This window comes from Allomuricauda sp. ANG21 (assembly GCF_040705235.1).
GTDB lineage: Bacteria > Bacteroidota > Bacteroidia > Flavobacteriales > Flavobacteriaceae > Flagellimonas > Flagellimonas marina.
The window spans coordinates 18,368-35,186 of the sequence record NZ_JBFCVT010000005.1; the positions used below are offsets into that span (position 1 = coordinate 18,368).

Genomic DNA, 16,819 nt, shown 5'->3' on the forward strand with positions numbered 1-16,819 from the left:
AAGGTCTATGGTTTTTCCTATGATTTTAAAAGCATACTATGACAAAGTCCATATATTCCAAGCTACTTACCTACTCTTATAATATTGTGGGTTCTTTGGAGGATGCCCATGATGTTGTTCAAGATGTAATGGAAAAATATATCACATTGGACAAATCCAAAGTAGAGAACGAGGTTAATTACCTTATAAAAATGGTAATCAATCTTTCCATAAATTTTAAGAAAAGGAGCAGTAAATTTTCCAAATATGGAATTTGGTTGCCGGAACCCATAGCAACTGAGTCAGCTGATGCCCCCTTGATCAAAGAACAAGTGGCCAATTATTCCTTGATGGTACTTTTTGAGGAACTCAACCCCAAAGAAAGGGCAGTATTTATTCTTAGGGAAGGGTTCGACTATGGGCACGGGGACATTGCCGATGTTCTCCACATATCTGAAGACAACAGTAGGCAATTATATGTAAGAGCCAGAAAAAAGTTGAAAAACAATTCCTTTAAAAAAGATTTACCACCAAAAGACTCTTTAAATCCTTATGTTGATGCCTTAATGACAGCCGATACTGATACGTTGGAGTCCCTTTTCGCCGAGGACATCTGTTTAATGGCAGATGGTGGTGACTCGGTTAAAGTGGTCACTAGAATCACGGAGGGCAAACAAAGAACCGCAGAATTGCTGCAATATGTTTACGGTATGTTTCTGGACGGCAAAGAATTCACCTTTGCCTATGTCAACCATCAACCTGCCCTATGGTTTAAGACCCATAATAGAACAATGAGCTGTATGGTGTTCAATTTTAATGCCGATAACAAGTTGTCCGCTATCTATTCCATTGTAGACCCTGAAAAATTACGGAACCTTCACCAACCCAAAGGAGTTGTGGCCAACCAGCATATTACAAAATTATTGGCCTATCTGGATCGGCACATCAACTGAAAATTCCTCATCCTTGTCACGAAAACGCTTCTTCATTTGTCTATTAGGAAAAACGAAGAAGTATGAAAACACTTTTAAGAATTGATTCAAGTTTTAACTTGAAGGATTCCTTCAGCAGAAAAGCCGCGGACCATTACGAAGCTGTATGGAAGGAACACCATCCCGAATCGAAGGTAGTCTATCGGGATTTGGGAAAATTTGAGATACCGCACCTTACCCGATTTGTTTTTTCTGCATTCAATACTACGGAAGGGGATGATAACGGCCTGCATATATCCAATGTGTTGATTGATGAATTGGAGTTGGCAGATACCGTATTGATAAGCTCACCGGTTTATAATTATTCCACCCCAAGCACCTTAAAAGCCTATATAGACCATGTGGTTCGCATCAATAAAACTTTTGGCTATGACCCAAATAACTATACCAGAAGAGGATTGCTATCCGGGAAAAATGCAGCCGTAATTGTGTCCAGGGGAGGCATGTCTATAAACGGGGAATCCCCGGACGGGGTGGAAAGATACCTTCAAGGAATTTTAAATTTTATTGGTATTGTAGATGTAGCTACTTTCTCCATAAACGGCACAGCTCATGAAGGTTCCGCAAACCGATTTAAATCCGCAAGAGAACAAATAACACAATGCTTCAATCGAAATTAACAATGGACAACATGACAGAAAATTATCTTGAAGATATGTTGGTGGACAATTCCCATATCATACATCCAGGTGAAGGAGAGAAAATGCAACTCGGCAGTGGCTCATTCACATACAAGATTACCAGCGACCTTACCAATGACCAGATGGGTATTTATGAGATTGTTCTACAGCCCAAGACCATTGGCGCCAATTTACACTACCATCGGTTTATGGATGAAACTTTTATAGTAACAGAGGGTACGTTAACTGTAATGCATGGCACTGAAAAGAAGCAGCTTTCAAAAGGAGCGGTGGTTTTTGTTCCCAGATTTACACCACATGGATTTAAAAACGATTCTGATGAGATAGTTAGGTTGATGCTTGTTTTTAATCCTTCAATGAAAAGGGAAGGGTTTTTTAAAGGCTTGCACCAAATATTGGGTGAAGACCCCATAAATCCTGAAAAATATCAAAAGCTATATAACAAATATGATAGTTTTTTGGTGGATTCAGCCCAGATGATATTGAAAACAAAGTAATAGCAAAATCTATTTTAAAAATTAAAAAATGATACCAATGGAAAAACAACATATTACCTCCGGGTCAACCTTTGAAGAACAAATTGGGTATTCAAGGGCTTTGGTTTGCGATGATTGGATTTTTGTTTCGGGAACTACAGGATTTGATTATGAAACGATGACCATATCAGATGACGTGATGGTTCAGGCTGATCAATGCATTAGAAACATCCAAAATGCGCTTCAAAAAGCCAGTGCCAAATTGGAGGACGTCATCAGGATCACTTATATCCTCCCAGATGCCAGTGATTTTGAAGCGTGTTGGCCCATCTTGAGAAAATACTTTGGCAAATCCAAGCCAGCTGCCACAATGATAGCTGCCGGGCTTTCGGACCCAAGAATGAAAATTGAAATTCAAGCAACCGCAATAAAGCAGTCCAATAGGCAATCTAAAAAAGTAATGGAAACCCTAAATGCATTTATAAAAGGAGGTGATACTAGTGATGTTGAACTTTTGACCAATACCCTTCACAAGAACTATCGAAATGTTCAGTCTGGCTTTTTTGCCAAAAAGGGAATCTTTCATTTGAATAAGGAGCAGTACATCGGTTTGGTCAAAGAGGGAACGTTTGGTGGAACTCCCAGAACCATGGAAACAATTCATTTGGAGATCTTGGAAGATTTGGCCTACGCAAGGGTGCGATTAAAAAGCAAAGAATTACAGTTTGAATCTTTGATAGTCTTGGTCAAGGAAGACCATAAATGGTGGCTTTTGGGTAACTACCCGTGCATTGTAAACGCGTAGAGCTCCCTTTAAAGAGATAGAATAGGTGTTAAAATAAGTCTGGAATCTTTTTGTTCCACAGATTTTCAGGTTTTTCCCTTAATTTGACTTTCAAAATTGGCAACCAAGTTGTTTAGTAGTATGACGAATATTGTGTCCGTAAAGTCAATGGCAAGTATTGAGACGGTGGTAGAACTTGCCAGAACTATTTGGACCGAACATTATACGCCTATAATTGGATTGGGACAGGTGAATTATATGTTGAACAAGTTTCAGTCGACCAAAGCAATTCAAGACCAATTGGAAAAGGGGATTGCTTATTACTTGCTCCAATTTAAAGAGGAATTTGTGGGTTATTTTTCTTTTGACATGGATGAAGACTTTCTCTTTTTGAGTAAGCTCTACGTTCTAAAATCAGCTCGGGGAAATGGAATTGCTAAAACAGCAATCACTTTTATGGAATCGTATTCACGCGAACATGGAATTCCTAAAATAAGATTGACCGTCAACAAGTACAATTCCAACTCAATTAAAGCTTACGATAACATGGGATTCGTCAGCGTGGACTCCATTGTACAGGATATAGGTAATGGCTACGTAATGGATGATTATGTTCTTGAAAAAGACATCCTTTAAAGATGAGCTCCAGTGACTTCTCAAAATTTATTTAAAAGCTCTGCTTTGAAAAAAGCGAAACAAAGAACGTCGAAACTAAGGCGTTTTTTGTTGAACTATATATTCATCATCGCTTACTTGTTCTGAATGGCTAGACATGAATGTCTGGATTTTACAAACGATGTATGGTTTTAGCTAGGATGAGTATACTGGCCTTCTATTGAAAATCTATTTTCATTTTTAGTATATTTAGTTGTTGACAAATCAAAATCGAAATCAAAATCAAAATCAATGAAACTATTTTCTTCGTCCGTTGGCAAAAAGACGTCGCGCCGTTCTTTTTTGTCCAGAACTACTTTGGGTATTAGCGGTGCACTATTGGCCACTTCCTATAATGGATTGGCATGCTCCATTGAAAAAACACCAAAATCATCGGCACCTTCCGATCTTAAGATTACAGCTGTGAAATGCGGGTTTATCCGAAATGAACACAGCCTTTTTGTAAAAATCTATACCAATCAGGATATCGTTGGTCATGGCCAGGGTGTTGATGGGGTTTACGGAACATACCACGTTGTGCACCACTTGGCGAAAAACCACTTGATTGGCAAAAATCCATTGAACATTAATCGACTCCAAGAAGAAATGCGCAGGGGAGGTCTGTTTAAAGGAGCTCAAGCAGGTATGTATGTGTGTGTAATGACAGCCTTGGAAACAGCATTGTGGGACTTGGTGGGCAAGGCACTGGGATTGCCCGTTTACCAATTAATGGGCGGTAAATTTCGGGATAAGATCAGAGTTTACTGCGATACGGCCGGAAGTCGGCTTGAGCCACAGGAAATGGGCAGAAGAGCAAAGGAAGATGTGGACAAATACGGATTCACTGCGGTGAAATTTGATATCGATGACCGCCAGGACCCCAATAAATTGGATTTGTACAACTGGAGCGTAAGTATTCCTGAACTAAGGCGTATGGAGGACCAAATTGCTGCGGTGCGTGAAGCTGTGGGGCCTAACATAGATATTTGTGTGGACTGCCATGGTAGATTTGATGAAGCTTCGGGCATGAAAATAGCTAAGGCTTTGGAACCTTATAATCTTATGTGGTTGGAAGAACCTGTGCCTGCTGAGGTTCCAGAGTCGTATGCACGTATTCGTGAATCAACTACAACTCCTATTTGCGGGGGTGAGAATTGGTACTTGACCTATGGCTTTAGACATCCCTTTGAAATTGGTGCAGTGGACGTTATTATGCCGGACCTTCAAAAATGTGGAGGTTTGGGTGAAGGATTGCGTATAGCCAATTTGGCCAATACCTATAATACGCCTTTTGCACCGCATATGGTCGCCTCATATCTTGGAGCAATATCGTCGGCCCATGTCTGTGCCGCAGTACCCAACTTTCTTATTCTTGAATGGCAGATTTACTTCCATGAAAGTGAAATGTTCAAGGAAATTGTCAATTTTGAGGGTGATTTTTTAACCAAGGACGGTTACATACCCGTACCAAACAAACCTGGACTTGGCGTGGAGATCAATGAGGAGGCTATGCGAAAATATGCCACACCTGGTATACCTTTTTTTGAATAAAAATCACTTGATAGAAGATTACGTAGTGCCAAAACGATTGGTTCAAGAGGACATTAAAAATACAGGGACTAAATCGAGCAAACATAAAAATTAATTTACGTTAGGGCGCTTATCTGAATTTTGAATGTGGCACTGTAAATAATTTCAGTGCAAAAAAGATAGATGGTTAGTTTTTCTTCCTAAGTTCAACATGTTGGCTTCCAAGATATGGGTGCTTCTGGTGGAGAGTAATTTGAAGCATAAACGATAATTTAAAATAGGTACAATGAAAAAAAAGGAGGGAGTAGTGAATGAAACCACAATCAATTCGCGAAGGAATTTTCTAAAAACCTCGGCACTGGCAGTAGGTTCCATTACTATTATTCCCAGGCATGTTTTGGGCCAAGGGTTTATTGCACCCAGCGATAAAATTAATTTAGGATATATAGGCCTGGGGAAACAAGGAGGCATATTGGCAAATCAATTCTTATCATACACTAATTCTGCTCAAATTGTGGCCGGAAGCGATGTTTGGACCTCAAAACAAGATTGGTTCAAAAGTGTTGTGGAAGGATATTATGCCGAAAAAAGAAACATTACAAAGTACAATGGAGTATCCACCTATATAAATTACAAAGAGCTATTGGAACGTAATGATATTGATGCAGTTGTCATAGCTACTCCCGATCATTGGCATGCCATACAATCCATAGATGCTTTGAAATCAGGAAAGGATGTGTATTGTGAAAAACCCATGACCAACACCATTAAAGACGGAAGGGACATGGTTGATGCAGTGAAAAAGAATAAAAGAGTACTTCAAGTTGGTAGTATGCAGCGTTCCTGGGAAAAATTCAGAAAGGCGCAAGAAATGGTCAGTTCAGGAAAACTGGGGGAAATCAAAAAAGTATTAGTAAATGTGGGAGACCCTTACCGAGTATATGATCTTCCTGCCGAGCCGACTCCAGAGGGAGTAGATTGGAATCTTTGGTGTGGCCCAGCGCCCTTATTGACCTACCATCATACCATTGCTCCAAAAGAAGTTGAAGGGTATCCAGCATGGCGCGATTTCAAAGAGACCGGAGGCGGTATACTTGCAGATTGGGGCACGCATATGTTCGATATTGCCCAATGGTGCTTGGGCATGGACAGAACAGGCCCTGTTGAATATATTCCGCCAGAAGACCCCAAAGCTGTGCGGGGTTTACGCATGTTTTATGAAAACGGTATTGAAATGGTGCATGAAGACTTTGGGAGAAGCTGGGCGGTACGATTTATAGGCACCGAAGGAGAATTGGATGTAAGCCGTTCTTTTTTGGAAACTAGACCCGAAAAAATATTGATGCCCAATGGTGGTGACCCAAGTACGCTCTTCAACGACAGGGGAAATCATTATCAAAATTGGCTAGACGCCATAAAGACCCGGAACCAACCTATATGCGATGTAGAAACGGGTCATCGCTCGGCAACCATCTGTAATGTGGCCAATATTGCTTATGAATTGGGCCGACCTTTGCAGTGGGATCCAGTCAAGGAAAGGTTTAAGGGAGATGCAGAGGCCAACAAAATGAGAAAAAGAAAACGTAGAAAATACTAGAAGTGTTGGCACGTTGGCCAAATAAAAAAGGAGTTGGTGAAAATTCCTCTCCAACTCCTTCATTTTCAGTGACCGCGGCAGGATTCAAACCTGCAACCTTCTGAGCCGTAATCAGATGCGCTATTCAGTTGCGCCACGCGGCCTAATATGTAATTTTCTCCACCTTCTTCCAGCAGCTGATTTCAAGTACTTTTCTCTTTTTCTGGCTTGCAGTAGGGTTTCGAAGTTTTCTTTGTGAACCATCTTCCAAGGAATAAAAGCCTTTGTCGATTGGTTTTTTCCATTGTTGTGTTCCGTCAGCCGTCTATCAATATCAGTCGTTAAACCAACATAAAATTGTTCAAACTCAGGACTGTACAGTACATACACAAAGAACATCAAAATTTCATTTTTGCGCCCCGTCCGAATGTGCCTTTCGGCACGGGCGGGCACGCGTCCTTTTAACAGGGCTGCAAATATATTTCTTTTTACCTTTACTACAAAACCACCTCATCTAAAATTATTTATGGATTTTGCTGCCTACATCCGCGATATTGAAGACTTTCCAAAGCCTGGTGTGACCTTCAAGGATATTACACCGCTCTTAAAAAATCCTCAGTCACTAAAAAAAGCGTGTGATGCGTTGTACAACTTCACTACAAACTTAAAGATTGATAAGGTGGTTGGGGTGGACAGTAGGGGTTTTATTTTTGCACCCATGTTGGCAGCACGGCTCCAAGCAGGTTTTGTTCCCGTAAGAAAAAAAGGAAAATTACCTTATAACACAGTTTCAGAGGCCTATGAGTTAGAGTACGGGTCTGAAATTTTGGAAATCCATACCGATGCCATTAAAAAAGGGGAGAAGATATTGATTCATGATGATGTTTTGGCAACGGGAGGAACAGTCAGTGCGGTTTGCAAGCTGGTTGAAAAATTAGGAGGAGAAGTGGTTCAGTGTAATTTTTTGATCGAGCTTACTTTTTTGAACGGGGCCGAAAAGCTAAATGGATATCAAATTGAGTCTTTGCTGCAATACTAACTGTCCAGCGCCCTTGTGGTGATATAGTACCGCCATCCAATTATCGCCAATTGTAATTTTGATGCTTTTGCTAAATCCAATCCCCGTTTGGTGTAGGAGGGAAGAATGGCTTTATTGATTTTGGCAAGAATCTTATAGAACATGGTCCACTGTGTTGGTCATTACAAATATAACCAAGATGTTGCTATCTGTCTAGCTTAACATAATAAAAGAAGCCGTCCAGAAAAGCATAAAATGTCAGTTCGAGCGCAGTCGAGAACCTTTGTGGAGTACTAGGTTAGAAATACATATCGACTGCGCTCGATGTGACACCGTTTTAATCAAGCTTTCTAGATAGCTTCTCTGTACTGGTGTTATTTACTGGCCTCAATCCAGCTGTTGATTTTATCTTCCAACAACGCCAATGGTACGCACCCGGGTTCCAAGACTTGGTTGTGAAATTGGCCAATATCAAACTTGTCCCCAAGCATATCTTCCGCTTTTTTGCGTAACTCCTGAATCTTCAACTGACCAATTTTATAGGATAAAGCCTGTCCCGGATTGGCCATATAACGCTCAATTTCAGAGATGATGCTGGCTTCAGATTCGGCTTCATTGTCTAAAGAATATTGGATGGCCTGCTCGCGGGTCCATCCTTTGGAATGCAATCCGGTATCCACTACCAAGCGGACGGCCCGGTGCATTTCTGCCCCCAACATCCCAAAATACTGATAGGGATCGGTATATAGTCCCAATTCTTTCCCCAAAGATTCGGTGTAAAGGGCCCAACCCTCACCATAACCACTGTACCAAAGGGTTTTTCTAAATTTTGGCAATTCCTCATTTTCCTGCATCAATGAAATTTGATAATGATGACCTGGAATAGCCTCATGCAAAAACAGGGATTCATCGGAATAGATGTTGTATTCTGAGGCATCAGGGATGGGTACATAAAATACTCCTGGACGGGTACCATCCAAGGAGCCGGGATTGTATTCCGCACTGGCTGATTTTTCACGGAACGCTTCTGTCCTTCGAACCACAAAAGGAGTTTTGGGCTTAGTATCAAACAACTTTTCCAATTGTGGTTTCATGCGCTCATGGATTTCATTAAAATGTGCGATAACTTGATCTGGCTCGGTAAACGGCATGAGTTCTTCATTGCTCCGTACATAGTCAAAGAATGCTTTTAAGTCACCTTCAAAACCAACCTCTTCCTTTATTTTCTCCATTTCGGAACGGATGCGGGCCACCTCGCTCAATCCCAATTCATGAATTTCTTCGGCGGTCATATTGGTTGTAGTGTATTTTTTTATTTGATGCGCATAATAGGCATCACCATTTGGCTCTCCTTGAATACCACTGGATTCCCTTCCTGCATCAAGATATTCAGTGCTCATAAAATTGTGCAATTTGGCATATGCAGGAACAATCTTGTTGGTGATCATGTTTGAATATGCCTCAGTGAGCATTGTCTTTTCTTCCTCTGAAAAATCAGCAGGCATATTTTGAATAGGCTGGTAAAACAGATGTTTTTCTACATCTTCTTCCATTTGGGATTCCAACTGAGGTAATACTTTTACGATTAAGGACTTGGGTAGAACATGCCCTTTCTCAATGCCTTCGCGCATCTTGTCCTCGGTACTGGCAAGCCATTCCAAGTATTCATCCACGCGTTGCATCCATTCTTGGTAATCCTCAACAGTTTCAAAGGGTTGCGCACTGGCACCACTGGCCAATTGCCCAATGAAAAGATTTTGGGACCACATTTGATCAACCGGTGTAAGGTCAGCGTTGTAGTCAAACTCTGCCAAATTGATGTTGCATTCCCATTCCAGGATTGCTTTGCTCATTTGCTGGCTATCGGTAAGCTCCTCATCTGGAAATTCTGATAGTTTGTTTTTATAATTCTCATAATAGGCTTTCTTCTCTGCTTGGTAGGCATCGGAAAGCAAATTAGGAAATGAATCGTCGTACCTATGATCGCCCGCCATGGTGGCATTGATGGGATTTAATTTCAAGCCCTCTTCATAATATCCCTTTAACACGGCTTCAAACTCTGCATTAAGGGCGGGTACTTCCTCCTTTTTAGGTTCCGGTTTACATGACATCATAGCCGTTAGGGCCATGAGTAAAATTGTTATTTTTTTCACGTTTTTTGGTTTGTTCTGTTACATATGTAAAATAACTAAATCGAACCCACAAGTCATAATTTGAGTGCTAAAGTTTTAATAAAATGAAAAATACAGTTCCCACGGATGATACGGAAGATAACAAAGAGGACAGAATCTTCATGTACTACAAAAGAATGGTTTCTATCAAATGTAATAGCAAAAAGACAAGAAATTTTACAATGGAAAGCATGGAATGTTTGATTTAAATGGTTGTTAATAATCGGGTTAAATCGATATTGTTTTTTGAAGATAAAATGATAAAACTCATGTCTCCAAGGATTTACATCAAAATCTATGCATTTGCATACAAGATTGTAGCTTTTTAAATGAGATACTGCTATACTATTTTACTATCGTCTTGAGTGAAGTTGTAATATGTAATGTTAAATTGAAATATATATTACATAATGTAATATTTGTAGGGGGTTTTTGGAGCTGTTTTTGAAAACCAAGGGAGCTTTCGTTTAAAAATGGGCCTTTTTGGGCAATCTCGTTTTGGAGGAGGGCATAAAAAAAGCCAACCAAGAAGGTTGGCCGAGTAATTTTTTGGAGTCTTTTTACTAAAATTAATTTTTCTTTTTGGTAGTTATTTCAACCACGCCGTTTGTTCCTTTTTCACCATATTTTTCTAAGGCCATATTATCCTTCAAAACATTGATGCTCTGGATTTCTTCAGGTTCCAGCCCTAAATCGCCCATAACCGCTTTTGGTTTTTCCACCCCATCTATAACAATTAGGGGTTTGTCACCGGAGGAAGATCGTATGGTGACACCATTGCTGTTGTCATTGATTCTTACTGATGGTTCCTTGCTCAGAGGTTTTGGGTTTTTCATCCCTTCATAGGCTTCTTTATTACCAGCCACGAAAATACCACCGCCTTTAAGCGTTCCAAAATAGCATTCCGAAAAGGGAACAGTACTTGTGAATTGACCAGTGCCTTTATTTTTTATTTGCAACTCAAGTTCAACGATTTCTCCCTGGGCGTTTCTTTTTAACGAATGGGTAAAAGTACCCCCTTTCTGTTCAATGGAATTATTTATTTCAGCGATTTCAGTATCTGTTGAATTCTTGTTTATGGAATAAACATCTTCAAATCGATTATTATCCAAACCATACCCTGTCACTTTTACTTGTGCCACCGTTGTAGTTTGAAAACTTACAATGAAACCTACCAATAAAGGAAGTACAATCCCAAATTTCCATACATTGCTTTTCCGTGATTTTTTTTTGTTTAACATGACTATTCGTTTTTTGATGATTGAATTGTAAAATGAGTTGGAAAAATACGGATGTGTTGCACCCACCATGGTTTTCAACATGAGGTTCTGGTAGCGAATTCTATCGTGCCCCGATGCTAAGGCACCTCGGTCTGCAATAAACTCAAGATTGTGCTCCACGCTAGCCTTATAAAGCCAGATAAAGGGGTTGAACCATTGAAGGATGATTATGGCGTGCATCAAAAGAATGTCTATGGTATGACGTCCTTTGATGTGCATGCGCTCATGGGCAACAATGGTGGCAAAATCTGCTTTGGTCAGTGTTTCTGGATTATAGATTAAGTAGTTGAAAAAGGAGAAAGGAGTGGTATTATTTTGGGTTTCAACAAAGTTGATGCCGTCTTCTTTCTGGCAATCTGCCTTCACAACTATTCGTTTTAAGGATAGGAGATTTACGATCAAGCGGACAAATAGAAAAGCAACTCCCAAACCATAAACCATTATTAGGATTGCTATCCAATAAACGGTTGAGGTGTTATCCGAAACTCCTTCTAGTTGATTGCTAGCACTATTGAAAGGTAGTATAATGGGTTCTAGCCATACAATTTCCTTGATACCGATGAGAGGGATTAGGAAAGACAAAACCAAACCGGATAGAAGAAATACTCGATTTTCGTTGAAGAATGTTTCTTTTTTCAGAAAAAGGGTATAGCAAATAAGGAATAGGGTTGATATTCCTGCTGACTTCAGAATGTAGAATGCAAAATCTTCCATTTATTTATTTTTTTCAATGAGTTCAAGAATTTCCCGAAGTTCATCTGCCGAAATTTTCTCTTCCTTGGCAAAAAAGGACACCAAGCTTTTATAGGAGTTATCATAATAATCCATGATGGTGGTATTGATGAATTTTTTCCGATACGCTTCCTTTGTCACTAGTGGATAGTACCTGTGGGTGTTCCCAAATGCCTCATGGCTCACATAGTCCTTTTCTTCTAGATTTCGGACAATGGTGGATAAGGTATTGTAATGGGGCTTATCACCCGAAAGCTCTGCCATAATTTCTTTGACGAATGCTTTTTCCAAGCGCCAAAGAATTTTCATTACATCCTCTTCTTTATTCGTCAATTTTTGCATGACATGGATTTTATATAGACCAAAGTAAAACTAATTTATCAGTTAAGCAACTATTTTTATAGTTAATCTACTAAAAATGTAGTTTATTCTTTTTCCGTCTTCCCCTTTAAAGCCGTGAATCTTCCTCTATATTTGCCATAAATTGAGCTTCTTTGGAAAACCTACTTTTTATTGTTCTTGGATTGGTGCTGCTTATAGCTGGAGGAAATTGGTTGTTAAAATCTGCGGTTGCCTTATCGTTACGATTGGCGATTCCCAAAATTGTAATAGGAATGACGGTGGTCTCTTTTGCCACTTCAGCTCCAGAGCTTATAGTGAGCGTTAAAGCTGCTTTGGATGGATTTCCAGACCTGGCCTTAGGGAATGTAGTGGGGTCCAATATAGCCAATCTTGGATTGGTATTGGCAATCACTGTAATTATGGGCAGTATTGATGTTCGCAAAAGTTTTTACACCACGGATTGGCCTGTTATGATGGCCGCATCATTGCTTTTTTGTGGCTTTATTTATTTTGATGGGCAGCTACAGCAGTATGAAGGGATTGTTCTTGTTTCCTTGCTGTTTCTGTTTTTGGTATATCTGCTACGTTTTCAGAAACCTGCTGTTGTGGATGAAATGCCAGAGGACGATGTGCCGCTTCCCTTATATAAAATTGTATTCTTTTTAGGTATAGGGGGCACGGCCCTTTGGGGTGGTTCGGAATTGCTGATCAATGGCGCAGTGGGCATGGCCTCAACACTTGGTGTGAGTGATAGGGTCATTGGTATAACGGTGGTGTCCGTTGGGACAAGCGTCCCAGAATTGGCTGCTTCGGTGATTGCGGTGTTGAAAAAGGAAAAAGCCATATCCCTAGGGAACCTGATTGGTTCAAACATCTTTAATTTGTTGGCGGTACTTGGGATTACCTCCATCATAACCCCTATCACCGTAATGGATCAAGGTTTGCTTTCCAGTGATATTTTTTGGATGCTGGGCATCTCCTTCTTGATATTGCCCCTAGTGTTTTTTCCTAAAGGATTGCGTTTGGGATGGCGGGACGGTCTGGTGTTGCTTCTTTTTTATGTGAGTTTTGTTTACATGACCATAAAATAAAAAACCGCCCCTAAAACAGGGACGGTTTCATCTATAATCAACAACTAATTTATATACATTTTATACATCAGCTGACTTCACAGTCTTGATGATTCTTGCCGCTACTTTGTATGGGTCTGCATTGGAGGCAGGTCTTCTGTCTTCCAACCAACCTTTCCAACCTTTTTCAACAGTTAAAATTGGAATACGAATAGATGCACCTCTATCGGAAACACCATAGCTAAAATCTCTAATTGAAGCCGTTTCGTGCTTACCGGTCAAACGCTCATCATTAAATTCCCCATATACAGCAATATGCTCTTTAGTTACAGGGCGGAAAGCCTCACATACTTTTTCGTAAGTTTCCTTAGATCCGCAAGTTCTCAACAGAGTATTGGAGAAATTTGCGTGCATTCCTGATCCGTTCCAATCTCCCTTAATAGGTTTTGGGTGGTACTCAATATAGTATCCGTAGCTTTCTGTCAATCTTTGAAGTAAGTAACGGGCTACCCAAATTTCATCACCAGCCTTTTTGGCACCTTTAGCAAACAGTTGGAATTCCCACTGTCCAGCAGCAACTTCTTGGTTGATTCCCTCAAACTGAAGACCAGCTTCCAAACAAAGATCAGCATGCTCTTCAACAAGATCTCTTCCCCAAGTATTTCTTCCACCTACAGAACAATAGTATAGACCTTGAGGTCCAGGGTAACCACCAACAGGGAAACCAAGCGGCAACAATGTGGCAGTATCCATAATGAAGTATTCTTGCTCAAAACCAAACCAGAAATCATCATTTTCATCATCGATCGTAGCTCTTGAGTTACTTTCGTGAGGAGTTCCATCTGGATTTAAAACCTCAGTCATTACCAAATATCCATTTTTTCGTGCAGGGTCTGGGTAAATGGCAACAGGTTTTAGCAAACAGTCAGAAGAACCACCCTCGGCCTGTTTTGTGGATGAACCATCAAAAGACCAAAGTGGGCAATCTTCCAATTTCCCGCTGAAATCTTCCTCAATCCTTGTCTTGCTTCTAATGTTGGCTGTTGGTTCATAACCATCCAACCATAGATACTCTAATTTAGATTTGCTCATAATTCTGGTAGTTATTTGTTCTCAAATTCACGATTGACAAAAATAGTTTTTTCATTGAATAATATGCATTTTGCAGGGTTAAAATCACAAAGTACACCCTATTATTTATAGAACCCCATATTTTAGGTAGGGTTGAATGAAAAAAAAGTATTTTTTAGAGGATTTATTATTAAATTGTTAATTGTAGCTTTGCGGAATCAATACAAACGAACATGCCAAAAACAAGATTTCAAGCCTTGGCAGCAAGCCAAAAAAGAGAATATAAGAATATAGATGAATCCGGTAGACGATCTGAACTGTTCGGGAGACAGGTGTTCAATGAAGAAAAAATGCTTCAATTCCTGACCAAGGAGGCTTTTGACAATGTTAAATCAGCTATTTTTCAAGGGAACAAAATCGATAGAAAAATAGCAGACCAAGTAGCTGAGGGAATGAAGGCCTGGGCCTTATCTATGGGAGCAACCCATTACACCCACTGGTTTCAACCCTTAACAGGGGCCACGGCAGAAAAACATGATGCCTTTTTTGATGTACTCCCCGAGGGCCGGGCCATGGAAAAGTTTGGTGGCGCCCAGTTGGTTCAACAAGAACCAGACGCATCCAGCTTTCCGAGTGGAGGTATTCGAAATACATTTGAGGCTCGTGGCTACACTGCATGGGACCCAACGTCACCTGCGTTTCTATATAAAACTACCCTTTGTATACCCACAATTTTTGTAGCATACACCGGGGAAGCTTTGGATAACAAGGCGCCCCTGCTGAGGGCTTTGCATGCCGTAGATCAGGCGGCTACGGGTGTGGCTCAGTATTTCGATAAAAACGTACGGAAGGTATATGCAACCCTTGGATGGGAGCAAGAATACTTTTTGGTAGATAAGGCATTGGCACAATCTCGATTGGATTTGACCATGACCGGCAGGACGCTGGTTGGAAATTTCTCGGCAAAAGGCCAGCAGTTGGACGACCACTATTTTGGAGTCATTCCACCACGGGTTTTGAGCTTTATGAGTGATTTGGAAAAACAATGTACCCAACTTGGTATTCCTGTAAAAACCAGACACAACGAAGTGGCGCCAAACCAGTTTGAGCTGGCACCGGTCTTCGAAGAAGCCAATCTCTCCGTGGACCATAACCTCTTGTTGATGGATGTGATGGAAGAAGTGGCAAGTCGACACCATTTTAAGGTATTGTTCCATGAAAAACCGTTTGCGGGAATAAATGGATCAGGAAAGCACAATAACTGGTCTTTGGCAACCGATACTGGGGTGAATTTGCTGAGCCCGGGTACCACACCCATGAAGAATCTCCAATTTTTAACGTTCTTTGTCAATACCATCAAAGCGGTGGACACCTATGAGGAATTGTTGCGGTCTTCCATTGCATCAGCCAGCAACGACCACAGGTTGGGGGCCAATGAGGCACCCCCGCCAATTCTTTCTATTTTCATTGGCAAACAATTGAGTGATGTTCTCGATGAATTGGAAGGTGTTTCCAAAGGAAAGCTTTCTCCAGAGGAAAAAACAGAACTCAAACTGAATGTGGTCGGGAAGATTCCCGAGATTTTATTGGACAACACGGATAGAAACCGAACATCTCCCTTTGCATTCACGGGTAATAAGTTTGAAATGAGGGGCGTTGGGTCCAGAATGAACTGTGCCAAGCCCATGACCGTGCTCAATACCATAATGGCCAAACAGCTCACCGACTTTAAAAAGGAGGTAGATGCTTTGATTGACAAGAAAAATCTAAAAAAGGACGAAGCCGTCTTTAATGTGTTGCGAGAATATATCAAAACCTCCAAAAGAATCCGGTTCGAGGGTGATGGCTATGGCATGGAATGGCAAGAAGAGGCTAGAAGACGTAAGCTTAGCTTCAATACAAATACACCAGAGGCCTTACAAGTAATCACGGCCAAAGAAAGTGTTGAACTTTTTAAGGAGATGGATGTGATGAGCGATGTTGAGCTCAAAGCACGGCAAGAAGTGGAGCTGGGAGCTTATATTTTCCATATTCAGATTGAAGGTAGAGTATTGGGCGAAATGGTGTATAATCACATTGTTCCTGCCGCCATACGTTACCAGAATCTTTTGTTGGAGAATATCGGTGGATTGAAGGAAGTCTATGGAGCAGCTCACAAGAAAGTGGCCGAAAGTCAATTGAACCTCTTGGAACAAGTGGGAGAACATATCCTTGAAATCAAGAAACTGACCGATGAAATGACGGATGCCCGTAAGAGGGCCAATGGCCTTTCTACCATAAACAAGAAAGCCCAAGCCTATTGCAATAATGTAAAACCCTATTTTGATACCATTCGGGAGCAATCCGATAAATTGGAAAAATTGATTGCGGATGACTTATGGCCCTTCACAAAATACCGGGAAATATTGTTTACAAAGTAAAGGTTTCAAATCCAAGGTAGTTTTTAAAAGAGCGTAACAACCTATCAATGAATTGATGGTTTTCCGCTATTTTTGCCCAAACC

General features: G+C 40.7%; 16 protein-coding genes and 1 tRNA gene. 10 read left to right on the forward strand and 7 right to left on the reverse strand.

All coding sequences use genetic code 11. The features are described 5' to 3' along the window. Positions 1-38: 38 nt before the first annotated feature. From AB1A65_RS07905 to AB1A65_RS07935, 7 genes are all read left to right on the forward strand, one after another. Entirely contained in the window at positions 39-932 is an 894-nt protein-coding gene (locus tag AB1A65_RS07905; RefSeq protein WP_366587553.1) for a sigma-70 family RNA polymerase sigma factor, read from the forward strand. Between the two features lie 62 nt (positions 933-994). Continuing rightward, positions 995-1,591 (forward strand): NAD(P)H-dependent oxidoreductase, encoded by a 597-nt coding sequence (locus AB1A65_RS07910; protein ID WP_366587556.1) that lies wholly within the window; start codon positions 995-997, stop codon positions 1,589-1,591. A gap of 2 nt (positions 1,592-1,593) precedes the next feature. Next, positions 1,594-2,109 (forward strand): cupin domain-containing protein, encoded by a 516-nt coding sequence (locus tag AB1A65_RS07915; RefSeq protein WP_366587558.1) that lies wholly within the window; start codon positions 1,594-1,596, stop codon positions 2,107-2,109. Positions 2,110-2,146: 37 nt separating this feature from the next. After that, positions 2,147-2,893, forward strand: coding sequence for a Rid family hydrolase (locus tag AB1A65_RS07920; RefSeq protein ID WP_366587560.1), 747 nt, complete (start codon positions 2,147-2,149; stop codon positions 2,891-2,893). 120 nt (positions 2,894-3,013) lie between these two features. After that, entirely contained in the window at positions 3,014-3,508 is a 495-nt protein-coding gene (locus AB1A65_RS07925; RefSeq protein ID WP_366587562.1) for a GNAT family N-acetyltransferase, read from the forward strand. 270 nt (positions 3,509-3,778) lie between these two features. After that, positions 3,779-5,077 (forward strand): mandelate racemase/muconate lactonizing enzyme family protein, encoded by a 1,299-nt coding sequence (locus tag AB1A65_RS07930; RefSeq protein WP_366587565.1) that lies wholly within the window; start codon positions 3,779-3,781, stop codon positions 5,075-5,077. A gap of 265 nt (positions 5,078-5,342) precedes the next feature. Further along, the gene (locus AB1A65_RS07935; protein ID WP_366587567.1) at positions 5,343-6,653 is read left to right on the forward strand and encodes a Gfo/Idh/MocA family oxidoreductase; all 1,311 of its coding nucleotides are present in this window, start codon (positions 5,343-5,345) and stop codon (positions 6,651-6,653) included. Positions 6,654-6,722: 69 nt separating this feature from the next. Here AB1A65_RS07935 and AB1A65_RS07940 read toward each other — a convergent pair. After that, positions 6,723-6,796, reverse strand: a tRNA-Arg gene (locus tag AB1A65_RS07940). Continuing rightward, positions 6,774-7,031, reverse strand: a complete 258-nt coding sequence (locus AB1A65_RS07945) for a GIY-YIG nuclease family protein (RefSeq protein ID WP_366587568.1) — start codon at positions 7,029-7,031, stop codon at positions 6,774-6,776. The genes AB1A65_RS07940 and AB1A65_RS07945 overlap by 23 nt, the downstream gene beginning before the upstream one ends. A gap of 127 nt (positions 7,032-7,158) precedes the next feature. Here AB1A65_RS07945 and AB1A65_RS07950 point away from each other — a divergent pair, with 127 nt between their 5' ends. Further along, positions 7,159-7,671 carry an adenine phosphoribosyltransferase gene (locus tag AB1A65_RS07950; protein WP_366587570.1) on the forward strand — a complete coding sequence of 171 codons (513 nt, stop codon included), beginning with the start codon at positions 7,159-7,161 and terminating at the stop codon, positions 7,669-7,671. Here AB1A65_RS07950 and AB1A65_RS07955 read toward each other — a convergent pair. From AB1A65_RS07955 to AB1A65_RS07970, 4 genes are all read right to left on the reverse strand, one after another. Next, positions 7,668-7,814: an SsrA-binding protein gene (locus AB1A65_RS07955; RefSeq protein ID WP_366587572.1), complete on the reverse strand. Its 147-nt coding sequence runs from the start codon at positions 7,812-7,814 to the stop codon at positions 7,668-7,670. The two genes, AB1A65_RS07950 and AB1A65_RS07955, sit on opposite strands and share 4 nt — an antisense overlap. Before the next feature lie 210 nt (positions 7,815-8,024). Continuing rightward, on the reverse strand, positions 8,025-9,764 hold the full coding sequence (locus tag AB1A65_RS07960; protein WP_366588064.1) for a DUF885 domain-containing protein: 1,740 nt from the start codon (positions 9,762-9,764) through the stop codon (positions 8,025-8,027). Between the two features lie 626 nt (positions 9,765-10,390). Then, positions 10,391-11,815 (reverse strand): M56 family metallopeptidase, encoded by a 1,425-nt coding sequence (locus AB1A65_RS07965; protein WP_366587574.1) that lies wholly within the window; start codon positions 11,813-11,815, stop codon positions 10,391-10,393. Beyond that, positions 11,816-12,175, reverse strand: coding sequence for a BlaI/MecI/CopY family transcriptional regulator (locus AB1A65_RS07970; RefSeq protein WP_366587576.1), 360 nt, complete (start codon positions 12,173-12,175; stop codon positions 11,816-11,818). Positions 12,176-12,327: 152 nt separating this feature from the next. On the opposite strand from AB1A65_RS07970, the gene AB1A65_RS07975 reads away from it, so the two are divergent. After that, the gene (locus tag AB1A65_RS07975) at positions 12,328-13,266 is read left to right on the forward strand and encodes a calcium/sodium antiporter (RefSeq protein WP_366587578.1); all 939 of its coding nucleotides are present in this window, start codon (positions 12,328-12,330) and stop codon (positions 13,264-13,266) included. A 60-nt stretch (positions 13,267-13,326) separates the two neighbouring features. Here the strand turns inward: AB1A65_RS07975 and AB1A65_RS07980 are convergent, their stop codons facing one another. Continuing rightward, entirely contained in the window at positions 13,327-14,337 is a 1,011-nt protein-coding gene (locus tag AB1A65_RS07980) for a glutamine synthetase beta-grasp domain-containing protein (protein ID WP_366587581.1), read from the reverse strand. A gap of 212 nt (positions 14,338-14,549) precedes the next feature. On the opposite strand from AB1A65_RS07980, the gene AB1A65_RS07985 reads away from it, so the two are divergent. Continuing rightward, positions 14,550-16,736, forward strand: coding sequence for a glutamine synthetase III (locus AB1A65_RS07985; protein ID WP_366587583.1), 2,187 nt, complete (start codon positions 14,550-14,552; stop codon positions 16,734-16,736). Positions 16,737-16,819: the final 83 nt, after the last annotated feature.

Bases quoted from the DNA above. Each gene is read 5' to 3' on its own strand.
- AB1A65_RS07905 (WP_366587553.1), top strand. From the start codon at position 39: ATGACAAAGTCCATATATTCCAAGCTACTTACCTACTCTTATAATATT.
- AB1A65_RS07910 (WP_366587556.1), top strand. From the start codon at position 995: ATGAAAACACTTTTAAGAATTGATTCAAGTTTTAACTTGAAGGATTCC.
- AB1A65_RS07915 (WP_366587558.1), top strand. From the start codon at position 1,594: ATGGACAACATGACAGAAAATTATCTTGAAGATATGTTGGTGGACAAT.
- AB1A65_RS07920 (WP_366587560.1), top strand. From the start codon at position 2,147: ATGGAAAAACAACATATTACCTCCGGGTCAACCTTTGAAGAACAAATT.
- AB1A65_RS07925 (WP_366587562.1), top strand. From the start codon at position 3,014: ATGACGAATATTGTGTCCGTAAAGTCAATGGCAAGTATTGAGACGGTG.
- AB1A65_RS07930 (WP_366587565.1), top strand. From the start codon at position 3,779: ATGAAACTATTTTCTTCGTCCGTTGGCAAAAAGACGTCGCGCCGTTCT.
- AB1A65_RS07935 (WP_366587567.1), top strand. From the start codon at position 5,343: ATGAAAAAAAAGGAGGGAGTAGTGAATGAAACCACAATCAATTCGCGA.
- AB1A65_RS07945 (WP_366587568.1), bottom strand. From the start codon at position 7,031: ATGTTCTTTGTGTATGTACTGTACAGTCCTGAGTTTGAACAATTTTAT.
- AB1A65_RS07950 (WP_366587570.1), top strand. From the start codon at position 7,159: ATGGATTTTGCTGCCTACATCCGCGATATTGAAGACTTTCCAAAGCCT.
- AB1A65_RS07955 (WP_366587572.1), bottom strand. From the start codon at position 7,814: ATGTTCTATAAGATTCTTGCCAAAATCAATAAAGCCATTCTTCCCTCC.
- AB1A65_RS07960 (WP_366588064.1), bottom strand. From the start codon at position 9,764: ATGATGTCATGTAAACCGGAACCTAAAAAGGAGGAAGTACCCGCCCTT.
- AB1A65_RS07965 (WP_366587574.1), bottom strand. From the start codon at position 11,815: ATGGAAGATTTTGCATTCTACATTCTGAAGTCAGCAGGAATATCAACC.
- AB1A65_RS07970 (WP_366587576.1), bottom strand. From the start codon at position 12,175: ATGCAAAAATTGACGAATAAAGAAGAGGATGTAATGAAAATTCTTTGG.
- AB1A65_RS07980 (WP_366587581.1), bottom strand. From the start codon at position 14,337: ATGAGCAAATCTAAATTAGAGTATCTATGGTTGGATGGTTATGAACCA.
- AB1A65_RS07985 (WP_366587583.1), top strand. From the start codon at position 14,550: ATGCCAAAAACAAGATTTCAAGCCTTGGCAGCAAGCCAAAAAAGAGAA.